The organism is Streptomyces sp. NPDC088147 (assembly GCF_044741565.1).
Lineage (GTDB): Bacteria > Actinomycetota > Actinomycetes > Streptomycetales > Streptomycetaceae > Streptomyces.
Genome location: NZ_JBIUSY010000003.1, coordinates 500,559 through 518,094, shown reverse-complemented (window position 1 = coordinate 518,094; position 17,536 = coordinate 500,559). Strand labels below are relative to the sequence as shown.

Genomic DNA, 17,536 nt, shown 5'->3' with positions numbered 1-17,536 from the left:
CCTCCTCTTCGAAGAGGGGGCCGTTGACCATGAACAGGGGGCCGTCTCTACGGAAGGGGCCCGTTCAGGTCCGTCTCCTCGAACACCAGCAGCGTGCGGGTCGAGAGCACTTCGGGGATGGACTGGAGCCTGGTCAGGACCAGCTCCCGCAGGGAGCGGTTGTCCGGGGCGTGCACCAGCAGCAGTACGTCGAAGTCACCGCTGACCAGCGCGATATGGGTGGCCCCCGGCAGCTCCTGGAGCTGTTCGCGCACCGTGCGCCAGGAGTTCTGCACGATCTTCAGGGTGATGTACGCGGAGGAGCCCTGGCCCGCGCGTTCGTGGTTGACGCTGGCGCTGAACCCGCGGATCACGCCGTCGTCGATCAGCCGGTTGATCCGGGCGTAGGCGTTGGCGCGCGAGACATGGACGCGCTCGGCCACGGACCGTATCGAGGCGCGGCCGTCCGCTCGCAGGATGCGCAGAATGTCCTGGTCGATGACGTCCAGCGGGCGCGCCGGAAGCAGGGGCTCCGTACCGCCGCCGCCTCTTTCGGCGCCGGGCCCGACCCCCACCCCGTCGATCTCGTGGTCCGTGCCGTCGGCCATTTGTTCAGCTCTCCTGTCTCCTCGCCTTCGCGCCATGGACGGGCTGCGTCCATCCCAAGCTGTGGAGAACCGTTTGTCCACAGGCTGGAGCCGCGTGTAGCCAAAATGCCCTGTCGACCGAACAATCGGTAGGTGAGGCGTGCCACATTTTGGCACCCGTTCGCCCACTCCCACGAGGAGGTGCACGCGTGAAGAAAAGCAGTACGTCGGTCCAGGAACTGCCCGGTGCCGCGGGCCACCTGCCGCACTCGCCCCCGGCGTGGCGGCCGCGTACCGACCCCGCGCCGCTGCTGCCCGACCCCGAGCCGTACCGCGTGCTGGGTACGGACACCGCGGCCGGGGCCGACCCCGCCCTGCTGCTGCGGCTCTACACCGAGCTGGTCCGCGGGCGCAGGTACAACACGCAGGCCACGGCCCTGACCAAGCAGGGCAGGCTCGCCGTCTATCCGTCGAGCACCGGCCAGGAGGCCTGCCAGATCGCCGCCGCGCTGGTCCTGCGCGAGCAGGACTGGCTCTTCCCCAGCTACCGCGACACGCTCGCGGCCGTGGCGCGCGGGCTCGACCCCGTACAGGCACTGACGCTGCTGCGTGGCGACTGGCACACCGGCTACGACCCGCACGAGCACCGGATCGCCCCGCTGTCGACGCCGCTGGCCACCCAGCTGCCGCACGCCGTCGGCCTGGCACACGCGGCCCGGCTCAAGGGGGACGACGTGGTCGCGCTCGCCCTCGTGGGCGACGGCGGCACCAGCGAGGGAGACTTCCACGAGGCGCTGAACTTCGCCGCCGTCTGGCAGGTCCCGGTCGTCTTCCTCGTCCAGAACAACGGCTTCGCGATCTCCGTGCCGCTCGCCAAGCAGAGCGCGGCGCCCTCCCTGGCCCACAAGGCCGTCGGGTACGGCATGCCGGGCCGGCTGGTCGACGGCAACGATGTGGTCGCGGTGCACACGGTCCTCGGCGAGGCCCTGGCGCGCGCCGGGCGCGGCGGGGGACCGACGCTGGTCGAGGCCGTGACGTACCGCATGGACGCCCATACGAACGCCGACGACGCCACGCGCTACCGGGCGGGCGACGAGGTCGAGATCTGGCGCGCGCACGACCCGGTCCGGCTGCTCGAACGCGAGCTGACCGCGCGCGGGGTGCTCGACGAGGACGGCATCAGGAAGGCCGCGGACGCCGCCGAGACGATGGCCGCGCGGCTGCGCGACCGGATGAACGCCGAGCCGGTGCTCAACCCCATGGACCTCTTCGCGCATGTCTACGCGGACCAGACCGCCCAGCTGCGTGAGCAGGCGGCCCAACTCCGTGCTGAGCTGGACGCCTCGGCAGGGGAAGACACGGAAGAAGGCCCCGGCGAAGGACGCGCGGAAGGATCCGGTGAGGTGCGATGACCACCGTCGCGGTGAAGCCCGCCACCATGGCGCAGGCCCTGCGGCGCGCGCTGCGCGACGCGATGGCCGAGGACCCCTCCGTCCATGTCCTCGGTGAGGACGTCGGCACGCTCGGCGGGGTCTTCCGGATCACCGACGGGCTCGCGGCCGAGTTCGGCGACGACCGCTGTACGGACACCCCGCTCGCCGAGGCCGGCATTCTGGGGGCGGCCGTCGGGATGGCCATGTACGGCCTGCGGCCCGTCGTGGAGATGCAGTTCGACGCCTTCGCCTATCCGTCGTTCGAGCAGCTGATCAGCCATGTGGCGAAGATGCGGAACCGCACGCGGGGCGCGATGCCGCTGCCGATCACCGTGCGGGTGCCGTACGGCGGCGGGATCGGCGGGGTCGAGCACCACAGCGACTCCTCGGAGGCGTACTACATGGCGACGCCCGGCCTCCACGTCGTCACGCCCGCGACGGTCGACGACGCGTACGGGCTGCTGCGGGCCGCGATCGCCTCCGACGATCCGGTGATCTTCCTGGAACCGAAGCGGCTCTACTGGTCGAAGGCCCCGTGGTCGCCGGACGAGCCGGCCGAGGTCGCTCCGATCGGGCGGGCCGCCGTCCGGCGCCGGGGCAGCAGTGCCACGCTGATCACCTACGGTCCTTCCGTGCCGGTCTGCCTGGAGGCGGCGGAGGCGGCCCGCGCCGAGGGCTGGGACCTGGAGGTCGTCGACCTGCGCTCACTGGTGCCGTTCGACGACGAGACGGTCGCGGCGTCCGTGCGGCGCACGGGGCGCGCGGTCGTCGTCCACGAGTCCACCGGATTCGGCGGACCGGGCGGGGAGATCGCCGCGCGGGTCACCGAGCGCTGCTTCCACCATCTGGAGGCGCCGGTGCTGCGTGTGGCCGGATTCGACATTCCCTATCCGCCGCCCATGCTGGAGAGGCACCATCTTCCGGGAGTGGACCGGGTGCTGGACGCGGTCGCGCGACTCCAGTGGGAGACGGAGAGCTGATGGCCCAGGTGCTGGAATTCAAACTGCCGGACCTCGGGGAAGGGCTGACCGAGGCGGAGATCGTCCGCTGGCTGGTGTCGGTGGGGGATGTCGTCGCCGTCGATCAGCCGGTCGTCGAGGTCGAGACGGCCAAGGCGATGGTGGAGGTGCCCTGCCCCTACGGGGGTGTGGTGACGGCGCGCTATGGCGAAGAGGGCACGGAGCTGCCCGTCGGGGCGCCGCTGCTGACCGTGGCGGTGGGCGCGTCGGACCCTGCCGACGTGTCGGACACGGCCCCCGCCCCGGCGACGGCGGCCACGCCGCGGGCCGCCGCGCCCGCCCCGGCCGCCGCTCCGGCCCCGGGCCCGACGCCGGCCCGCGCATCGGCTTCGGCTTCGGCTTCCGCTTCCGCTTCCGACGAGACGTCGGGCAATGTACTGGTCGGATACGGCACGGGCGCTCCGGCGGCGCGCAGGCGCCGGGTCCGCCGGGCGCCGTTGAGCGCGTCCCCCGCCGCCCCCGCCCTCGTTCGTGAACCGGTGAACGGTGCGGCCGGGCCGGTCCCGGTCGTCTCCCCGCTGGTGCGCAGGCTGGCCCGTGAGCACGGTGTCGATCTGCGGGGCCTGACGGGCACGGGGCGGGACGGGCTGATCCTGCGATGCGATGTCGAGCAGGCGATCCACCGGGGCGCCACACAGACGCCGTCCGCCGTCAGCGCCCCGGCTCCTGCCACGGCCCCGGCTCCTGTCATGGCACCGACCGCGTCCCCGTCCCCGGCACCGGCTCCGGCGGCGGCCTCCCCGTCCGCGCGGCCCGGCGTCACCAGGGTGCCTCTGCGGGGCGTACGCGGCGCGGTCGCGGACAAGCTCACCCGCAGCCGTCGCGAGATCCCGGACGCGACCTGCTGGGTCGACGCGGACGCCACGGAACTGCTGGCCGCGCGCAGGGCGATGAACGCGGCCGGAGGGGCCAAGATCTCGCTGCTCGCCGTGTTCGCCCGGATCTGCACGGCGGCCCTCGCCCGCCACCCCGAGCTGAACTCCACCGTGGACCTGGCCGCCCGGGAGATCGTGCGCCTGCCGGAGGTGCATCTCGGCTTCGCCGCGCAGACCGACCGCGGCCTGGTCGTCCCCGTCGTACGGGACGCGCAGGCCCGCTCGGCGGAGTCGCTGAGCGCCGAGTTCGCGCGGCTGACGGAGGCGGGCAGGTCGGGCACGCTCACGCCGGGCGAGCTGACCGGCGGGACGTTCACCCTCAACAACTACGGGGTGTTCGGGGTCGACGGCTCGACGCCGATCATCAATCACCCCGAGGCGGCGATGCTCGGGATCGGCCGGATCGTGCCCAAGCCGTGGGTGCACGAGGGCGAGCTGGCCGTGCGTCAGGTCGTCCAGCTGTCGCTCACCTTCGACCACCGCGTCTGCGACGGCGGCACGGCGGGCGGCTTCCTGCGCTACGTGGCGGACTGCGTCGAACAGCCGGCGGTGCTGCTGCGCACGCTGTAGGCCGTCGCTCGTCCGGAAACCGGCCACCGCGGGTGCTGCTGCCGGGCGGTCGCGGCCCATACTTCAGCCATGACCGCGTATGACGCCATCGTGCTCGCCGGAGGTGCCGCCAAGAGGCTCGGCGGCGCCGACAAGCCAGGGGTACGCGTCGGGGGCAGATCGCTGCTCGACCGGGTGCTGGCGGCCTGCGAAGGGGCCGCCCGCACCGTGGTCGTGGGCAGCAGGCGGCCCACGGTGCGGCCGGTGCGCTGGGCGCGCGAGGATCCGCCGGGCGGCGGACCGGTCGCCGCGCTCGACGCGGGGGTGCGGTGTGCCGAGGCGGACACCGTGCTCGTCCTCTCCGCGGACCTGCCGTTCCTGGGGGAGCCGACGGTGCGCCGCCTGATCGAGACGCTGGGCGGAACAGGCCGGGAGGGGGCGCTGCTCACCGACGCCGACGGCCGCGACCAGCCGCTGGTCGCCGCCTACCGCGCCGAACCGCTCCGCCGTGAACTGGCCCTTCTCGCCACCGAGTACGGCAGTCTGCCCGGCCTGCCGCTCCGCCTGCTGGTGCAGGAACTCGACCTCGCCCGGGTCGACGCCGATCCGTTGGCCTCCTTCGACTGCGACACCTGGGAAGACATCTCCACAGCGCGGGCCAGGATCAGAGAGCATGGGACCGTGCTGGACGAATGGATCACCGCAGTCAAGGACGAACTCGGCATCGAGCTGGATGTCGACACCCGTGTACTTCTCGACCTCGCCCGTGACGCCGCGCACGGCGTCGCCAGGCCCGCTGCCCCGCTGACGACCTTCCTGGTCGGTTACGCGGCGGCCAAGGCCGGCGGAGACGGTCCCGAGGCGGTCGCCGAAGCCGCCCGCAAGGCCGTGGCGCTCGCTCTGCGCTGGGCGGACGAGACGGAGGGCACCGACGGACCGGGCGCCAAGGGGGCCGACGCCGGATGACGGCCCAGGACCGCGAGGCCGACGGGTTCGACGACGCCCTGGCCCTCGTCGGCAGAGAGCCACCGAGCGCGGGCCAATCGCCGGACCCGGTCACGGCGCCGGCCCACGATCCGCGTCACAGCCATGGGCACCGCCATGACCAGGGCCAGAGCCAGGGCCAGGCGCCCGGCAAGGAACAGGACCGGACCCGCGGCGCCGCACCGGGCCACGGCACGGGACCGGGCCACGGCGCCACGCAAGACCCGGGCGCCGCTTCCGCCACGACCGCTCGGCACCACGCCGAGCCCTGGGAGGCCGCCCGCGCGCTCGCGGCTCGCGCGGCGGGGTCGGTCCCGGACGCCCGCACCGCCTCCGTACCCCTCGACCGTGCGCTGGGCCGGGCACTCGCCGAGCCGCTCACCGCGCTCACCGATCTGCCGTCCTTCGACACCTCCGCCATGGACGGCTGGGCGGTCTCGGGGCCGGGTCCGTGGTCCGTGCGGCCCGTCAGGGATTCCTCGCGAGCCGGGGCGACGGCCGACGCCCCCGGAACGCGGGCGGCCGACACCCCTGACCTCCAGGGTCCCGACACCCCAGACGTCCAGGGCTCCGACGCTCCCGGCATCCAGGGGGCCGGCACCTCCGGCGTCCAGGGGGCCGGCACCCCCGGCCTCCACGACGCCGACGACCTCGGCATCCTGGCCGGGCATGGGGCGGTGGCTCCGCTCCCGGACGGTACGGCCGTACGGATCGCCACCGGCGCCCGTATCCCGCCCGACACGACCGCTGTGATCCGCAGCGAGCACGCCCGTACGGACAGCCGGGGCCATCTCCACGCCGACCGCGAGGTGATCCCCGGACAGGACATCAGACCGCGCGGCCAGGAGTGCCGGGCCGGCGACCGGCTGCTGCCCGCCGGCTCCCTGGTGACCCCCGCCGTCCTCGGGCTCGCGGCGGCGGCCGGCTATGACGAACTGGTCACCTTCCCGCGCCCGCGCGTGGAGGTACTGGTCCTCGGCGACGAACTGCTCACCGAAGGGCTGCCCCACGACGGGCTGATCCGTGACGCGCTGGGCCCCATGCTCGCGCCCTGGCTCCGCACGCTCGGCGCCGATGTCATCGCCACCCGCCGGATCCGCGATGACGCCGAGGCGCTGTGCCGCGCGGTCACCCGGTCCACGGCGGATCTCGTCCTCACCACGGGCGGTACGGCCGGGGGACCGGTCGACCATGTCCACCCGGTGCTCGACAAGACGGGCGCCGAGCTGCTGGTCGACGGGGTCGCCGTACGCCCCGGGCATCCCATGCTGCTGGCCCGGCTGTCCTCGGGTCGGCATCTGGTCGGGCTGCCGGGCAACCCGCTCGCCGCGGTCTCCGGGCTGCTGACGCTCGCCGAGCCCCTGCTGCGCACGCTGGCGGGGCGGGCGCCCCGTCCTCCGTACCGCGCACCGCTGCGGGACGCGGTGCACGGCCACCCGCATGACACCCGGCTGGTGCCGTTCGTGCACCATGACGAGGGGCTCGTACCGCTGCACTTCAACGGTCCCGCCATGCTGCGCGGTATCGCCGCGGCGGATGGACTCGCGGTCGTGCCGCCGGGCGGCGCGCGGCCAGGTGACGAACTCGAAGTTCTCGACCTGCCGTGGGCGGCATCGGTCGATGGAGGGTGTTTCACGTGAAACTTCCCGGCCAAGATGCGATGGCCAGGCACGCCGACGAACATCTCGTCGCGGCGCGGGTCAAGCTTCCGCGCCGTACAGCCGTACAGCCCCTGCGTCAGGTCACCAGGCGGCTGCTGATGGCGCTGTTCGTCCTCGCTCTGACGGTGTTTCTCGTCTATATCGACAGAAACGGCTACCACGACAACGCGGATGACTCGGTCGACTTCCTCGACGCCGTCTACTACGCGACCGTCACGCTCTCGACGACGGGGTACGGCGACATCGTCCCGTACAGCGACAGCGCGCGGCTGGTCAATGTGCTGCTGGTGACCCCGCTGCGGGTGCTTTTCCTGATCATTCTGGTCGGTACCACTCTCGAAGTGCTCACGGAGCGCACCCGGGAGGAGTGGCGGCTGAACCGCTGGAGGTCCAACTTGCGTGACCACACCGTCATCGTCGGCTTCGGCACCAAGGGCCGCTCGGCGATGCAGACCCTCTGTGCCACGGGGCTCAAGAAGGAACAGATCGTCATCGTCGATCCGTCCAACAAGGTCATCGACGCGGCCAACGCGGAAGGGTTCGTGGGCGTGGTCGGCGACGCGACCCGGAGCGATGTGCTGATCCGTGCCGAATTGCAGCGGGCGCGTCAGATAGTCATCGCCACCCAGCGCGACGATACGGCCGTGCTGGTGGCGCTGACCGCACGTCAGCTCAACCGGGCCGCGAAGATCGTCGCCGCCGTGCGCGAGGAGGAGAACGCACCGCTCCTGCGCCAGTCCGGTGCCGACGCCGTCATCACCAGCGCCAGCGCGGCCGGCCGGCTGCTGGGGCTGTCCGTGCTCAGCCCGAGCGCGGGCACGGTGATGGAGGATCTGATCCAGCAGGGCAGCGGCCTCGACATCATCGAACGGCCCGTCATAAAGGCCGAGGTGGGCCGGAATGTACGGGAGACGGACGACCTCGTGGTGAGCGTGCTGCGCGGCCACCGGCTGATGGGGTACGACGATCCCGCCGCCAGCCCGCTCCAGCTGACCGACCGTCTGATCACCATTGTCCGGGCGCAGAGCCCGTCCGGGCCCGACCACTCGAACTGACCGTACCGGGCGCCGCTTCGCATCCGCCGGAGTAGCCTCGCGGCCATGCATGCGATCACGATTCCGGAACCCGGTGGCCCCGAGGCGCTTGTATGGGCCGAGGTGCCCGATCCCGTACCCGGCGAGGGCGAGGTGCTCGTCGACGTGGCGGCGAGCGCCGTCAACCGCGCGGACCTGCTGCAACGACAGGGCTTCTACGATCCCCCGGCCGGCTCGCCCCCGTACCCCGGTCTGGAGTGCGCGGGCACGATCGCCGCACTCGGCCCAGGGGTTTCGGGGTGGGCCGTCGGCGACGAGGTGTGCGCGCTGCTGGCGGGCGGGGGGTACGCCGAGAAGGTCGCCGTACCGGCCGGGCAGCTGCTTCCCGTGCCGAGCGGCCTGGACCTGGTCTCGGCGGCGGCGCTGCCCGAGGTCACCTGCACCGTCTGGTCGAACGTCTTCATGGTGTCGCATCTGCGACCGGGCGAGACGGTGCTCCTGCACGGCGGGGGGAGCGGGATCGGCACGATGGCGATCCAGCTGGCCAAGGCGGTGGGCGCGCGTGTCGCGGTCACGGCGGGCGGGCCCGAGAAGCTGGCACGCTGCGCCGAGCTGGGCGCGGACATCCTGATCGACTACCGCGAGCAGGACTTCGTGGAGGAGATCCGCAAGGCCACGGACGGCGCGGGCGCGGACGTCATCCTCGATATCGTCGGCGCGAAATATCTGGAACGGAATGTACGGGCCCTGGCCGTGAACGGCCGGCTGGCGGTGATCGGTCTCCAGGGCGGCGTGAAGGCCGAACTCAATCTGGGCGCCCTGCTCGGCAAGCGCGGGGCCATCACGGCGACCTCGCTGCGCCACCGGCCGCTGGCCGAGAAGGCGGCGATCGTCGCGGCCGTACGGGAGCATGTCTGGCCGCTGATCGCCGACGGCAGGGTCCGCCCGATCGTGGACCGGACGCTGCCCATGCCGGAGGCGGCCGAGGCGCACCGCGCCCTGGAGGCGAGCACGCACGTCGGCAAGATCCTGCTGGTCACGTCCGCGAGCGCCTGAACCACGCCCACCGGCCGACGGCGCCCCCCAGCGCCTGACGCGTCGGCGTTGTACACGTCCGCGGCCCGGCACACACACAGTGCGCCGGGCCGCGCCGGACAGAATCAGCCGCGCCGGACAGAGTCGTCGGAGCGGTGCAAACGATCCAGGGGATCTACAGGTACGGGCCCGAGCCGATCGTGCCGTGGCCCTGATCCCCGTCGTCCTCCTGGACCGAACCCGGCGGCAGCGCGCGGCGCATCTGCTCCAGCTGGGCCCTGGCCGCCATCTGCTGCGCGAACAGCGCCGTCTGGATCCCGTGGAAGAGGCCCTCCAGCCAGCCCACCAGCTGGGCCTGCGCGATCCGCAGTTCCGCCTCGGAGGGAATGGCCTCGTCCGTGAAGGGGAGCGAGAGCCTCTCCAGCTCCTCGACGAGCTCGGGGGCGAGCCCGTCCTCCAGCTCCTTCACGGAGCCCGCGTGGATCTCCTTGAGCCGTACCCGGCTCGCCTCGTCAAGAGGCGCCGCCCGCACCTCCTCCAGAAGCTGCTTGATCATGCTGCCGATGCGCATGACCTTCGCGGGCTGCTCGACCATCTCCGTCACCGGGATCTCGCGCGCGCCGTCGTCGGTTCCACCGCCGCCGAGCGCCATCCCGTCCTGTCCCACCACGAGGACGTGGGGGCTCTCCTGCGACCGTTCGTTCCTCGGCATCTCCATGCGGCCCATTGTCTCGCACATGTGCGTCACCACATGGTGTGCCCCCGTACGAAGGCGGATGACCTTGGTACGGGGGCACGGTCGCGCGGTGATTCCCCGGGCGGGCCCGTGGGGTCAGGGGTTACGTCGCCGCCCGGCGGCCGAGCACCCGGTGCGAGCGGGTGACCAGCGCCGCCAGGATCGCGGCGCCCAGCGGCACGGCCACCAGCAGCGCGGCCAGCGTTCCCCAGGGGATCACGATCGGTACGTTCGGAATGCTGGTGGCGCCGAGACCCTCGTCGAGCGCCTTGTGGTACCAGTCCAGCTCGCTGCGCCGCTGGGTCAGCCGCAGCCCGATCGCCGGGAGCACCCCGGCCGCCGAGCCGAGCAGCACACCCATCACCGCCACCACCCCGCACTGGAACCCGCTGAGCGTCCGGCGGACCCGCGCCGGGGCACCGACCGCGGCGAGTGTCTTGAGGTCGGCCTCGGCGTCGGCCTGGGCGAGACCGGTGGCGATCCCGGCGGCGCCGATGGTGACCAGCCCCGCGAAGACGGTCAGCGCGAGCAGCACGATGTCGCTCTCGCTCTCGTACCCGCTCTCGATGTGGAGGGTGACATCGCTGCCGGTCTTGTCGAGCTCGCTGTCCAGCTTCTGCTTCTGGGCGCTGCTCGGCATGGCGCCGGTCGAGTAGTACGCACCGAGCGGGACGGTGCTGAGACCCGCCTTCTCCGCCGTGGCCGGGGTCATGACCATCGTGATGCCGTACACGTTGGGCGCGTCCCCGACCTGGTGGGCGGCGACCGACGTGACGACGCCCGGCGCCTCCTCGCCCTTCTCCCTGGCCGCGTCGGCCGCGTCCGTGTCGGTGACCAGCCGGATGCCGATCTTGCCGTCCCTGTCGATGTTCCGCTTGTCGAAGGAGACGATCCGCCCGTCCGCCAGCGCCTTCTCGGCGCCCGCGTCCTTGACCCCGAGGACCGTCAGCAGCTTGCCGTCACCGATCAGCACACCGCCGTTGACGAAGCTGTAGACCTTGCCCTCCTTGCACCGCCAGTCCTTGACGAGCTTGCGCCGCTCGGCCTTGCTGTACTTCTCCGAAGGGTCCTCGCCATCATTGCCCGTCACCCACAGCGGGCACTGGTTGGCCTTCGGCACGACCACCTCGTACTGCCCGCAGCCGTCGCCGTCGCCCCACATCGAGCAACTGGACTTCCCGACCGAGATCCGGTCCACATCGGCCCGGATCTCGGTGGGCAGATTCTGCTGGACGGCCGTACGCACGGCCGGGACATCCCGGCCGCCGCCCTCGTCGAGCATCACGGAGACCGCGCCATGAGGCAGCTCCGGCGTATACGCGGCCCGGCTCTGGGCATCGCTGCTCGCCTGGTACGTCGAGACCGCCACCGTGCCCGCGACCGCGGCCAGCACCGCGGCCACGGCGGGGGCCGTGCGTCCCCGGTTGCGTACGGCGTCACGCAGCGCCAGCCGCGGTGAGAGCGGCATCCAGCGACCGATCCGGCCGAACAGACCCACCAGGGCCGGTGTCAGCGCGACCACACCCAGCTCGGCGAGGGCGCTGCCGCCCGCGACGACCGCGAACTGGTCGGTCATCGTCGACCCGTACAGCGCGATCGCGGCACCGAGCGCGAACGCGATCAGCCCGAGGACCGGCAGCACCCTGCTGCTCCCGCGCACCCCGCGGCGGCCGGTGAGCGAGGCCAGCACGGTCTGACGGGACGCGGTGACGGCCGGGACGATCGCCGCCAGCAGACCGGTGAGCACGGCCAGCGCCGCGATACCGGTCAGTTCCAGCGGCCGGAACGCGAGGCCGCCGAAGCGCTGGCCGAGGTAGTCCTCCAGCACGGGACGCAGGGCGATGGTGAGGGCGATCCCGAGGACCGTACCGACGACGGCCGCGACGACACCGATCACCAGACCGCCACCGAGCACGATGGCCCGGATATGGCGCCGGTCGCCGCCGTTGGCCCCGACCAGGCCGAGCTGACGGCGTGAGCGCCGGGCGCCGACCGCGAAGGCGGGCCCCGCCAGCAGACAGATCTCCAGCATCGCGAGACCGACGATGGTGCCGGCCGCGGCCATCTCGAAGGTCTTGGACGCCGCGCTCTGCTCGTACGTTTCCCAGCCCTCCTGCTGGTACAGCGGGACGTCGGAGTCGGCGGGCGGGTTCAGCTGTACGGCGCGTGAGGTGACCGTGACGCCCTTGGCGTTGGCCTTCTGCACCATGTTCCACGTGAAACCGCCCGAGACGCGCACCAGTTGCGTGGTGGTCGGGGACGTGCCGGGCAGATCGTCGGCCTTCAGCGCCTTGTCGAGCGGAGCCAGGAACGCGCCCGGAAGGGCGGTGACCTGGTCCGAGTCGAGGGAGCTGGGGAGTTCGTACGCGCCGACGATCCGGTAGTCGGCGTCGAGCCCCCGGGCGGTCAGCTTCGAGCCCACGCGAAGCCCGCTGGTCTCCAGGAAGTGCGTGGTCGCGGCGACCTCGCCGCCCTTCTCCGGGAAGCGCCCGTCGAGGAGGCGCATGATGCCCCGGGCCATCGGGTCCGACGCCTTGATCTCCCGGATCTCGGTGTGCAGCAGCCCGTGCGTGGTACGGAGCTTGCCGGACCCGACCGTGTCCTCCAGGACGGTGGAGCCCGCCGGGATGGCCTTCTTGGTGTCCGTGGGACCGTCGGGCCAGGGCTTGTTCTCGAAGTCGCCCACCGGCGTGTACTGCTCGCCCGTCGGGCTCTGGAGGAGGGGCTCACCGGCCAGCGACGGGTCGGAGATCCGCGCGTCGGCCCGGCCGAGGTCGCGGTTCAGGCGCTCCGTCGCCGAGAGGTCCGAGCTGCGCAGGGTCAGATCCGCGGCGCTCACACCGAGGATGGGCAGCGCGATCATGGAGAGGACGAGGAAGCTGCGTCCCTTGAAGCGCCAGGCGTCGCGGCGGGCTATCCGTATCGCGGCGCGCCAGGAGTGGAACCAGGTCTTCACAGCTCGGCCGCCTGGCCCGTCAGCAGCGAGTCCGCCTGGCTGCGCAGCGTCTGGTCGACGACCGCGCCGTCCCGCAGGAAGATCACGCGGTCGGCCCAGGCCGCGAAGCGCGGCTCGTGGGTGACCAGGATGCCGGCCGCGCCGGCGTCACAGCGCGTGCGCAGCAGCGCGAGCACGGACTCGCCGGTCTCGGAGTCCAGGGCGCCGGTCGGCTCGTCCGCGAGGACCAGACGCCGGTCACCGACGAGGGCGCGGGCGATCGCCACGCGCTGCTGCTGGCCACCGGACATCTCGTCGGGGAACCGGTCGGCCAGCTCCTCCAGGCCCATCTCCCGGAGCGCGGCCAGGGCCTCGACGCGGCCCTTGCGCGCGGAAACGCCGTCGAGCTCGCGGGGCAGCGCGATGTTCTCCGCGGCGGTCAGCGCGGGGATCAGGTTGTAGTCCTGGAAGACGTAGCCGATGCTGCGCCGGCGCAGGGCCGCGAGCTTCTTGCGGTCGACGGTGGTGATGTCGGTGTCCTCGACGATCACACGGCCCGAGGTGGGGGTGTCGAGGCCGCCCGCGATGGTGAGCAGCGTGGACTTGCCGGAGCCCGACGGGCCCATGACGGCGACGAGTTCGCCGGGGAACACATCGAGGTTGATGCCGCGCAGCGCGTGCACCTCGGTGGCGCCGCTGCCGTGGACGCGGGTCAGCTCCTGGAGCTGGAGCACGGGCCGCTGCGACGAGCGCTGCTGCGACTGAGGCGACGGCGCCTGATGCTGCTGTGACTGAGGCGACGGCGCCTGATGCTGCTGTGACGCCGGGTGTGACGGCTGTGACGATTGTGACTGGTGTGGCTGATGTGATTTGCGAGCCATGAGGGTTCCCCCCTTTGGGCGTACGCGCACGTACGAGCGGTTCGGTGTGACGAGTGAGATGGCGCGGGAGGCGGTGCGGTCGCCCCTGGGACCCCGCGGGCTCCGGCCGGGCGGTTTCGGGTGACGGCCGGAGCCCGCGGGCGGTGGTGTCCGCCGCCCGCGGCGCGGTCAGTCAGTCGGCCGCCGGGCCGGCGGACGGTGCGGAGGAGGCGGGCGCCACCGCGGCTGTGGAACCGGCAGCGGAAGCCGGGGCGGACCGGGGGGTGGATCCGGGCGCGGATCCGGGCACGGATCCGGCGGCCGGATCGCCCGGAGGAGTCTCCGGCTGCTTGCCGCCGCGCCCCGGCATCATCGCGAGCCGGATCAGCCGGACTTCGCAGTGGTCGAGCCAGCGGGCCTCCGCCTCGGTCTGGAAGATGAGCTGCTCCAGGACGAGGAGCCACGCCACCTCGTCCCGGTCGGTCGGAACGGCTTCCAGAGCCTGCGCCTTCAGCCGCGTGTAGTCCTGCATCGCCTGGATGGTGTGGTGCCGCTGCGCCTGGATGACCTCCCGGATGTCGACACCCGGAGCCCCGACCGCCATGGCGAGCTTGATCGCCAGTTCGTCGCGCGGCGGGCTGGCGCGGTCGACGGGCGTACGGAACCAGGACCGCAGCTCCGCGCGGCCGGTCTCCGTGATCACGTAGAGCGTGTGACCCGCCTCGTCCTCGCCCTCCTGCGTGACCATGCCGTCGCGCTCCAGCCGGCTCAGGGTCGTATAGACCTGGCCGACGTTGAGCGGCCAGGTGGAACCGGTGCGCGACTCGAACTCCGTACGGAGCTGAGAGCCGTAACGCGGACCGCGTTCGAGGAGGGCGAGAAGCCCGTGGCGAATGGACATACTCAGTATGTATACCGAGTAAGTCGCGGCCCGCAAGCGACCTGAGGCGGACGTCATAAGTACGCCATAAGGAGGACCCTGCGTGAGGCGGGGGAGTTTCAGCGCCGTCGGAGCCGCAGCCCGAGGAAGCCGAGCCCCAGGCCGAGCAGCGTGATTCCGGCGCCCAGGGTCAGTACGGGAACGGGCCGGGGGGCCGATCTGTCGAGGGCCGTCGCGTCCGGTCTGCGGGCGGCGCTGGACGGCGCGGACGCGGACGCCGTCGGCTCGCCCGTGCGCGCCCGCTCCTCCGGCGGCCTCCGGGCTTCCCCCGGCTCGTCGGCCGCGCTCCACTCGTCCGCCGTCTCCTCGTCCGTACGCGCGGGGGCGGAGTCGGACGGCTTCGCGGGCGCGGAGCGGGACGGCGGCTTACGGGAAGGGGCGGGCGGCTTCGCCGGGGAGGACGGCCGGCCGGGGCGTACGGGCGCCGCGCTCTCCGCGCTCGCGCTCGGCCCCACGTCCTCGGGCTCCTCGGGCGACGCGTCCTCGGAATCCGGTTCCGGCGGTCTGCCCGGCCGCGTCTTCCCCTCCCCGGCGAGACGCCCGGCCAGCGAGGAGGCCGCGGGTTCGGGGGCCGCGGACGTGCGCGGCGGTGGTGGTGCGGACTCCTCGGCGTACGCGCCGGGTGCGGCCAGCAGCAGGGATGCGACCGCGATCGCGCAAGAGGTGCGGAACCTTGGAGTCACCGATCCAGCGTCACATGGGGCGACAAGTCCGGCATCCCGGACGTTCCGTGGGTGAGGGGTACGGGGGTGAGGGGTACGCATTCCGGCGGACGGCCGGTCCGTCGTGAGTACTACGCGCCGCTCGGAAGGCGACGGAAGGCGACGGAAGTACGACGGCAGTACGCGCCTCGGAAGGCGACGGAAATGCGACGGCGGTACGCGGGCGTGGCAGCCCGGCCCCGGACCGGCTACTCCGGATCCCCCGTGGAGATCGTCAGCTCGAACTCCTGCTCCTTGGGCAGCACGGCGGCGCCCGGCCGCGGATACTGGCCGATCACGATGTCCTCGGCCTGCGTGCCGTCGTTCTGCTTCTTCGGCTCCGACCAGGTCCACCCCGCGGCGCGGAGGCAGTCCTTGACCGAGAGGACGTCCTTGTAGCGCAGATCCGGGACGGTCACCTTGGACGGGTCGAGGCCGTCCTCCGAGGCGTCCGAGCACTTCGTCGCGTCGATGGTCCGGTTCCGCTCCGGGTCCCGGTGGCCCGCGACCGGTGCGGCGGAGTCGCCGGCGCCCGGATCCGCGTTCGTGCCGCCGGGCGAGTCCTGGTTCATCGAGAGCGCCGTGATCAGCCCGGCGACCGCGAGGGCCGCGACCGCGATCGCGCCCACGATGACCGGCATGTTCCGTCGGCCGCCCGGCCGGACGCCTCCGCCGTGCCCCCCGCCGTGCGCGCCATGCCCGGAACCGGCCGTCGTCTGGTGCTGGGGCGACATCGTGTACGGCTGCGGAACCGGCGACGGGCCCTGGTACGCCGGTGGCGGCGTCTGCGGATAGCCGTATCCGGGCCCGGCGCCGGGCCCCGGCGTGTGCGTCGGCGCCTGCATCGGGTTCGGCGTCGGCGGCCCGTAAGGACCCGGCTGGTACGGCGTCTGCACGCCCTGCGCGCTCGGCGGTGCCTGCGCCGACTGGTCCAGCGGCGGGAAGACCGCGGAGCCCACGCCCGCGCCGCTGTTCCGCGGGGCGCCTTGCACGATCACCGGCGCGCCCGCCTGCCCGCCGGGCAGCACCCGCGCACACTCGTCGCGCATCGCCTCCGCGCTCGGGAAGCGCTCGTTCGGGTTCTTCTTCAGCGCCCGTCCGACCAGCGCGTCGATCGCGGGGGTGATCGAGCGGTTGATGCTGGACGGGGCGACCGGCTCCTCCTGCACATGCGCGTACGCGATCGCCAGCGGCGAGTCCGCGTCGAACGGCAGCCTGCCCGTCAGCAGTTGGAAGAGCATGATGCCGACCGAGTAGAGGTCGGAGCGCGCGTCGACACCGCGCCCGAGCGCCTGCTCGGGCGACAGGTACTGCGGCGTACCGACGACCATGCCGGTCTGTGTCATCGACGTCACACCCGACTGCATGGCGCGCGCGATGCCGAAGTCCATGACCTTGACGATGCCTCGCTTGGTCATCATCACGTTGCCGGGCTTGATGTCCCGGTGGACCAGCCCCATCTCATGGCTGGTCTCCAGCGCGGCCAGCACATCGGCCGTCACCTTCAGCGCCTTGTCGGCCGGCATCGCGCCGTACTGGGCGATGTCCGCCTGGAGCACGGAGCCGAGCGGCTGCCCCTCGACGTACTCCATGACGATGTACGGCATCAGCGCGCCGGACCCCGCGGCGGAGCCGCTCTCCTGAAGCGTGTCCTCGCCGGTGTCGAAGACGGAGACGATGTTGGTGTGCGACAGCTTGGCGACGGCCTGGGCCTCGCGGCGGAAGCGCTCGCGGAAGGACTGCTCGCGCCCCAGCTCCGTGTGGAGTGTCTTGATCGCGACCTGGCGGTCGAGCGCCACGTCGTACGCCAGGTATACGGACGCCATACCGCCTTCGCCGAGCAGGTCGCGGAGCTGGTACCGGCCCCCCGCGACCGAACCGCCCGCATAGCGGCCCTGTGCGCCGTCCTGGCTCATGACTTGCTTCCCCCTCGGCGCGCTGACGCGAATACGCGCCAAGTCTGCCCGAGGGCAGTGACACGTCAAGCCGGGTGCCCGTTCCGTGACCGTACGCACAACAAGCGTCTCGGAAGCGTTACAGGAAACGCATGGAATTTGCATGGGTACCGCGTGAGCGGGTTTCATGACCGGTCCATCCTGGACCGGCGTGTCACACGGAGGCTGTAGCGTGATGTGGCATAGCCACCCCTGAGACACCCTCTGAGACACACAGACCCTCTGAGACACACAGACATACCGCGGAGCGCTT

General features: G+C 72.3%; 14 protein-coding genes. 7 read left to right on the top strand and 7 right to left on the bottom strand.

Annotation, left to right across the window (positions count from 1 at the left end):
• Positions 1-47: 47 nt before the first annotated feature.
• Entirely contained in the window at positions 48-587 is a 540-nt protein-coding gene (locus ACIOGX_RS13110) for an Lrp/AsnC family transcriptional regulator (RefSeq protein ID WP_383968286.1), read from the bottom strand.
• A 188-nt stretch (positions 588-775) separates the two neighbouring features.
• On the opposite strand from ACIOGX_RS13110, the gene pdhA reads away from it, so the two are divergent.
• The 7 genes from pdhA (at position 776) to ACIOGX_RS13075 (ending at position 9,177) form a co-directional block, all read left to right on the top strand.
• A complete protein-coding gene (pdhA, locus tag ACIOGX_RS13105; protein WP_401912712.1) occupies positions 776-1,978 on the top strand; it encodes a pyruvate dehydrogenase (acetyl-transferring) E1 component subunit alpha in 1,203 nt (400 codons plus the stop codon).
• Complete coding sequence (locus ACIOGX_RS13100; RefSeq protein ID WP_383968280.1) at positions 1,975-2,979, top strand: alpha-ketoacid dehydrogenase subunit beta; 1,005 nt, start codon at positions 1,975-1,977, stop codon at positions 2,977-2,979. Before pdhA ends, ACIOGX_RS13100 begins: the two co-directional genes overlap by 4 nt.
• Positions 2,979-4,463 carry a dihydrolipoamide acetyltransferase family protein gene (locus tag ACIOGX_RS13095; RefSeq protein WP_401912709.1) on the top strand — a complete coding sequence of 495 codons (1,485 nt, stop codon included), beginning with the start codon at positions 2,979-2,981 and terminating at the stop codon, positions 4,461-4,463. The genes ACIOGX_RS13100 and ACIOGX_RS13095 overlap by 1 nt, the downstream gene beginning before the upstream one ends.
• Before the next feature lie 69 nt (positions 4,464-4,532).
• The gene (locus ACIOGX_RS13090; protein WP_356518086.1) at positions 4,533-5,408 is read left to right on the top strand and encodes an NTP transferase domain-containing protein; all 876 of its coding nucleotides are present in this window, start codon (positions 4,533-4,535) and stop codon (positions 5,406-5,408) included.
• Positions 5,405-7,066 carry a molybdopterin molybdotransferase MoeA gene (locus ACIOGX_RS13085; RefSeq protein WP_401912706.1) on the top strand — a complete coding sequence of 554 codons (1,662 nt, stop codon included), beginning with the start codon at positions 5,405-5,407 and terminating at the stop codon, positions 7,064-7,066. The genes ACIOGX_RS13090 and ACIOGX_RS13085 overlap by 4 nt, the downstream gene beginning before the upstream one ends.
• A 20-nt stretch (positions 7,067-7,086) precedes the next feature.
• Positions 7,087-8,142, top strand: a complete 1,056-nt coding sequence (locus tag ACIOGX_RS13080) for a potassium channel family protein (RefSeq protein ID WP_356518082.1) — start codon at positions 7,087-7,089, stop codon at positions 8,140-8,142.
• A gap of 45 nt (positions 8,143-8,187) precedes the next feature.
• A complete protein-coding gene (locus tag ACIOGX_RS13075; protein ID WP_383968268.1) occupies positions 8,188-9,177 on the top strand; it encodes an NAD(P)H-quinone oxidoreductase in 990 nt (329 codons plus the stop codon).
• Positions 9,178-9,331: 154 nt separating this feature from the next.
• Here the strand turns inward: ACIOGX_RS13075 and ACIOGX_RS13070 are convergent, their stop codons facing one another.
• The 6 genes from ACIOGX_RS13070 to ACIOGX_RS13045 all read right to left on the bottom strand — a co-directional run bounded on the left by ACIOGX_RS13070 (position 9,332) and on the right by ACIOGX_RS13045 (position 17,244).
• Positions 9,332-9,874 (bottom strand): bacterial proteasome activator family protein, encoded by a 543-nt coding sequence (locus ACIOGX_RS13070; RefSeq protein ID WP_129772923.1) that lies wholly within the window; start codon positions 9,872-9,874, stop codon positions 9,332-9,334.
• A 121-nt stretch (positions 9,875-9,995) separates the two neighbouring features.
• Entirely contained in the window at positions 9,996-12,848 is a 2,853-nt protein-coding gene (locus tag ACIOGX_RS13065; RefSeq protein WP_401912702.1) for an FtsX-like permease family protein, read from the bottom strand.
• Entirely contained in the window at positions 12,845-13,561 is a 717-nt protein-coding gene (locus tag ACIOGX_RS13060; protein WP_356518076.1) for an ABC transporter ATP-binding protein, read from the bottom strand. The genes ACIOGX_RS13065 and ACIOGX_RS13060 overlap by 4 nt, the downstream gene beginning before the upstream one ends.
• 319 nt (positions 13,562-13,880) lie before the next feature.
• Complete coding sequence (locus ACIOGX_RS13055) at positions 13,881-14,588, bottom strand: PadR family transcriptional regulator (RefSeq protein WP_356518074.1); 708 nt, start codon at positions 14,586-14,588, stop codon at positions 13,881-13,883.
• A gap of 98 nt (positions 14,589-14,686) precedes the next feature.
• Positions 14,687-15,310, bottom strand: a complete 624-nt coding sequence (locus ACIOGX_RS13050) for a hypothetical protein (RefSeq protein WP_383968257.1) — start codon at positions 15,308-15,310, stop codon at positions 14,687-14,689.
• A 227-nt stretch (positions 15,311-15,537) separates the two neighbouring features.
• Positions 15,538-17,244 carry a protein kinase gene (locus ACIOGX_RS13045; protein ID WP_401912698.1) on the bottom strand — a complete coding sequence of 569 codons (1,707 nt, stop codon included), beginning with the start codon at positions 17,242-17,244 and terminating at the stop codon, positions 15,538-15,540.
• Between the last annotated feature and the right edge of the window lie 292 nt (positions 17,245-17,536).

Bases quoted from the DNA above. Each gene is read 5' to 3' on its own strand.
- ACIOGX_RS13110 (WP_383968286.1), bottom strand. From the start codon at position 587: ATGGCCGACGGCACGGACCACGAGATCGACGGGGTGGGGGTCGGGCCC.
- ACIOGX_RS13100 (WP_383968280.1), top strand. From the start codon at position 1,975: ATGACCACCGTCGCGGTGAAGCCCGCCACCATGGCGCAGGCCCTGCGG.
- ACIOGX_RS13095 (WP_401912709.1), top strand. From the start codon at position 2,979: ATGGCCCAGGTGCTGGAATTCAAACTGCCGGACCTCGGGGAAGGGCTG.
- ACIOGX_RS13090 (WP_356518086.1), top strand. From the start codon at position 4,533: ATGACCGCGTATGACGCCATCGTGCTCGCCGGAGGTGCCGCCAAGAGG.
- ACIOGX_RS13085 (WP_401912706.1), top strand. From the start codon at position 5,405: ATGACGGCCCAGGACCGCGAGGCCGACGGGTTCGACGACGCCCTGGCC.
- ACIOGX_RS13080 (WP_356518082.1), top strand. From the start codon at position 7,087: ATGGCCAGGCACGCCGACGAACATCTCGTCGCGGCGCGGGTCAAGCTT.
- ACIOGX_RS13075 (WP_383968268.1), top strand. From the start codon at position 8,188: ATGCATGCGATCACGATTCCGGAACCCGGTGGCCCCGAGGCGCTTGTA.
- ACIOGX_RS13070 (WP_129772923.1), bottom strand. From the start codon at position 9,874: ATGGAGATGCCGAGGAACGAACGGTCGCAGGAGAGCCCCCACGTCCTC.
- ACIOGX_RS13055 (WP_356518074.1), bottom strand. From the start codon at position 14,588: ATGTCCATTCGCCACGGGCTTCTCGCCCTCCTCGAACGCGGTCCGCGT.
- ACIOGX_RS13045 (WP_401912698.1), bottom strand. From the start codon at position 17,244: ATGAGCCAGGACGGCGCACAGGGCCGCTATGCGGGCGGTTCGGTCGCG.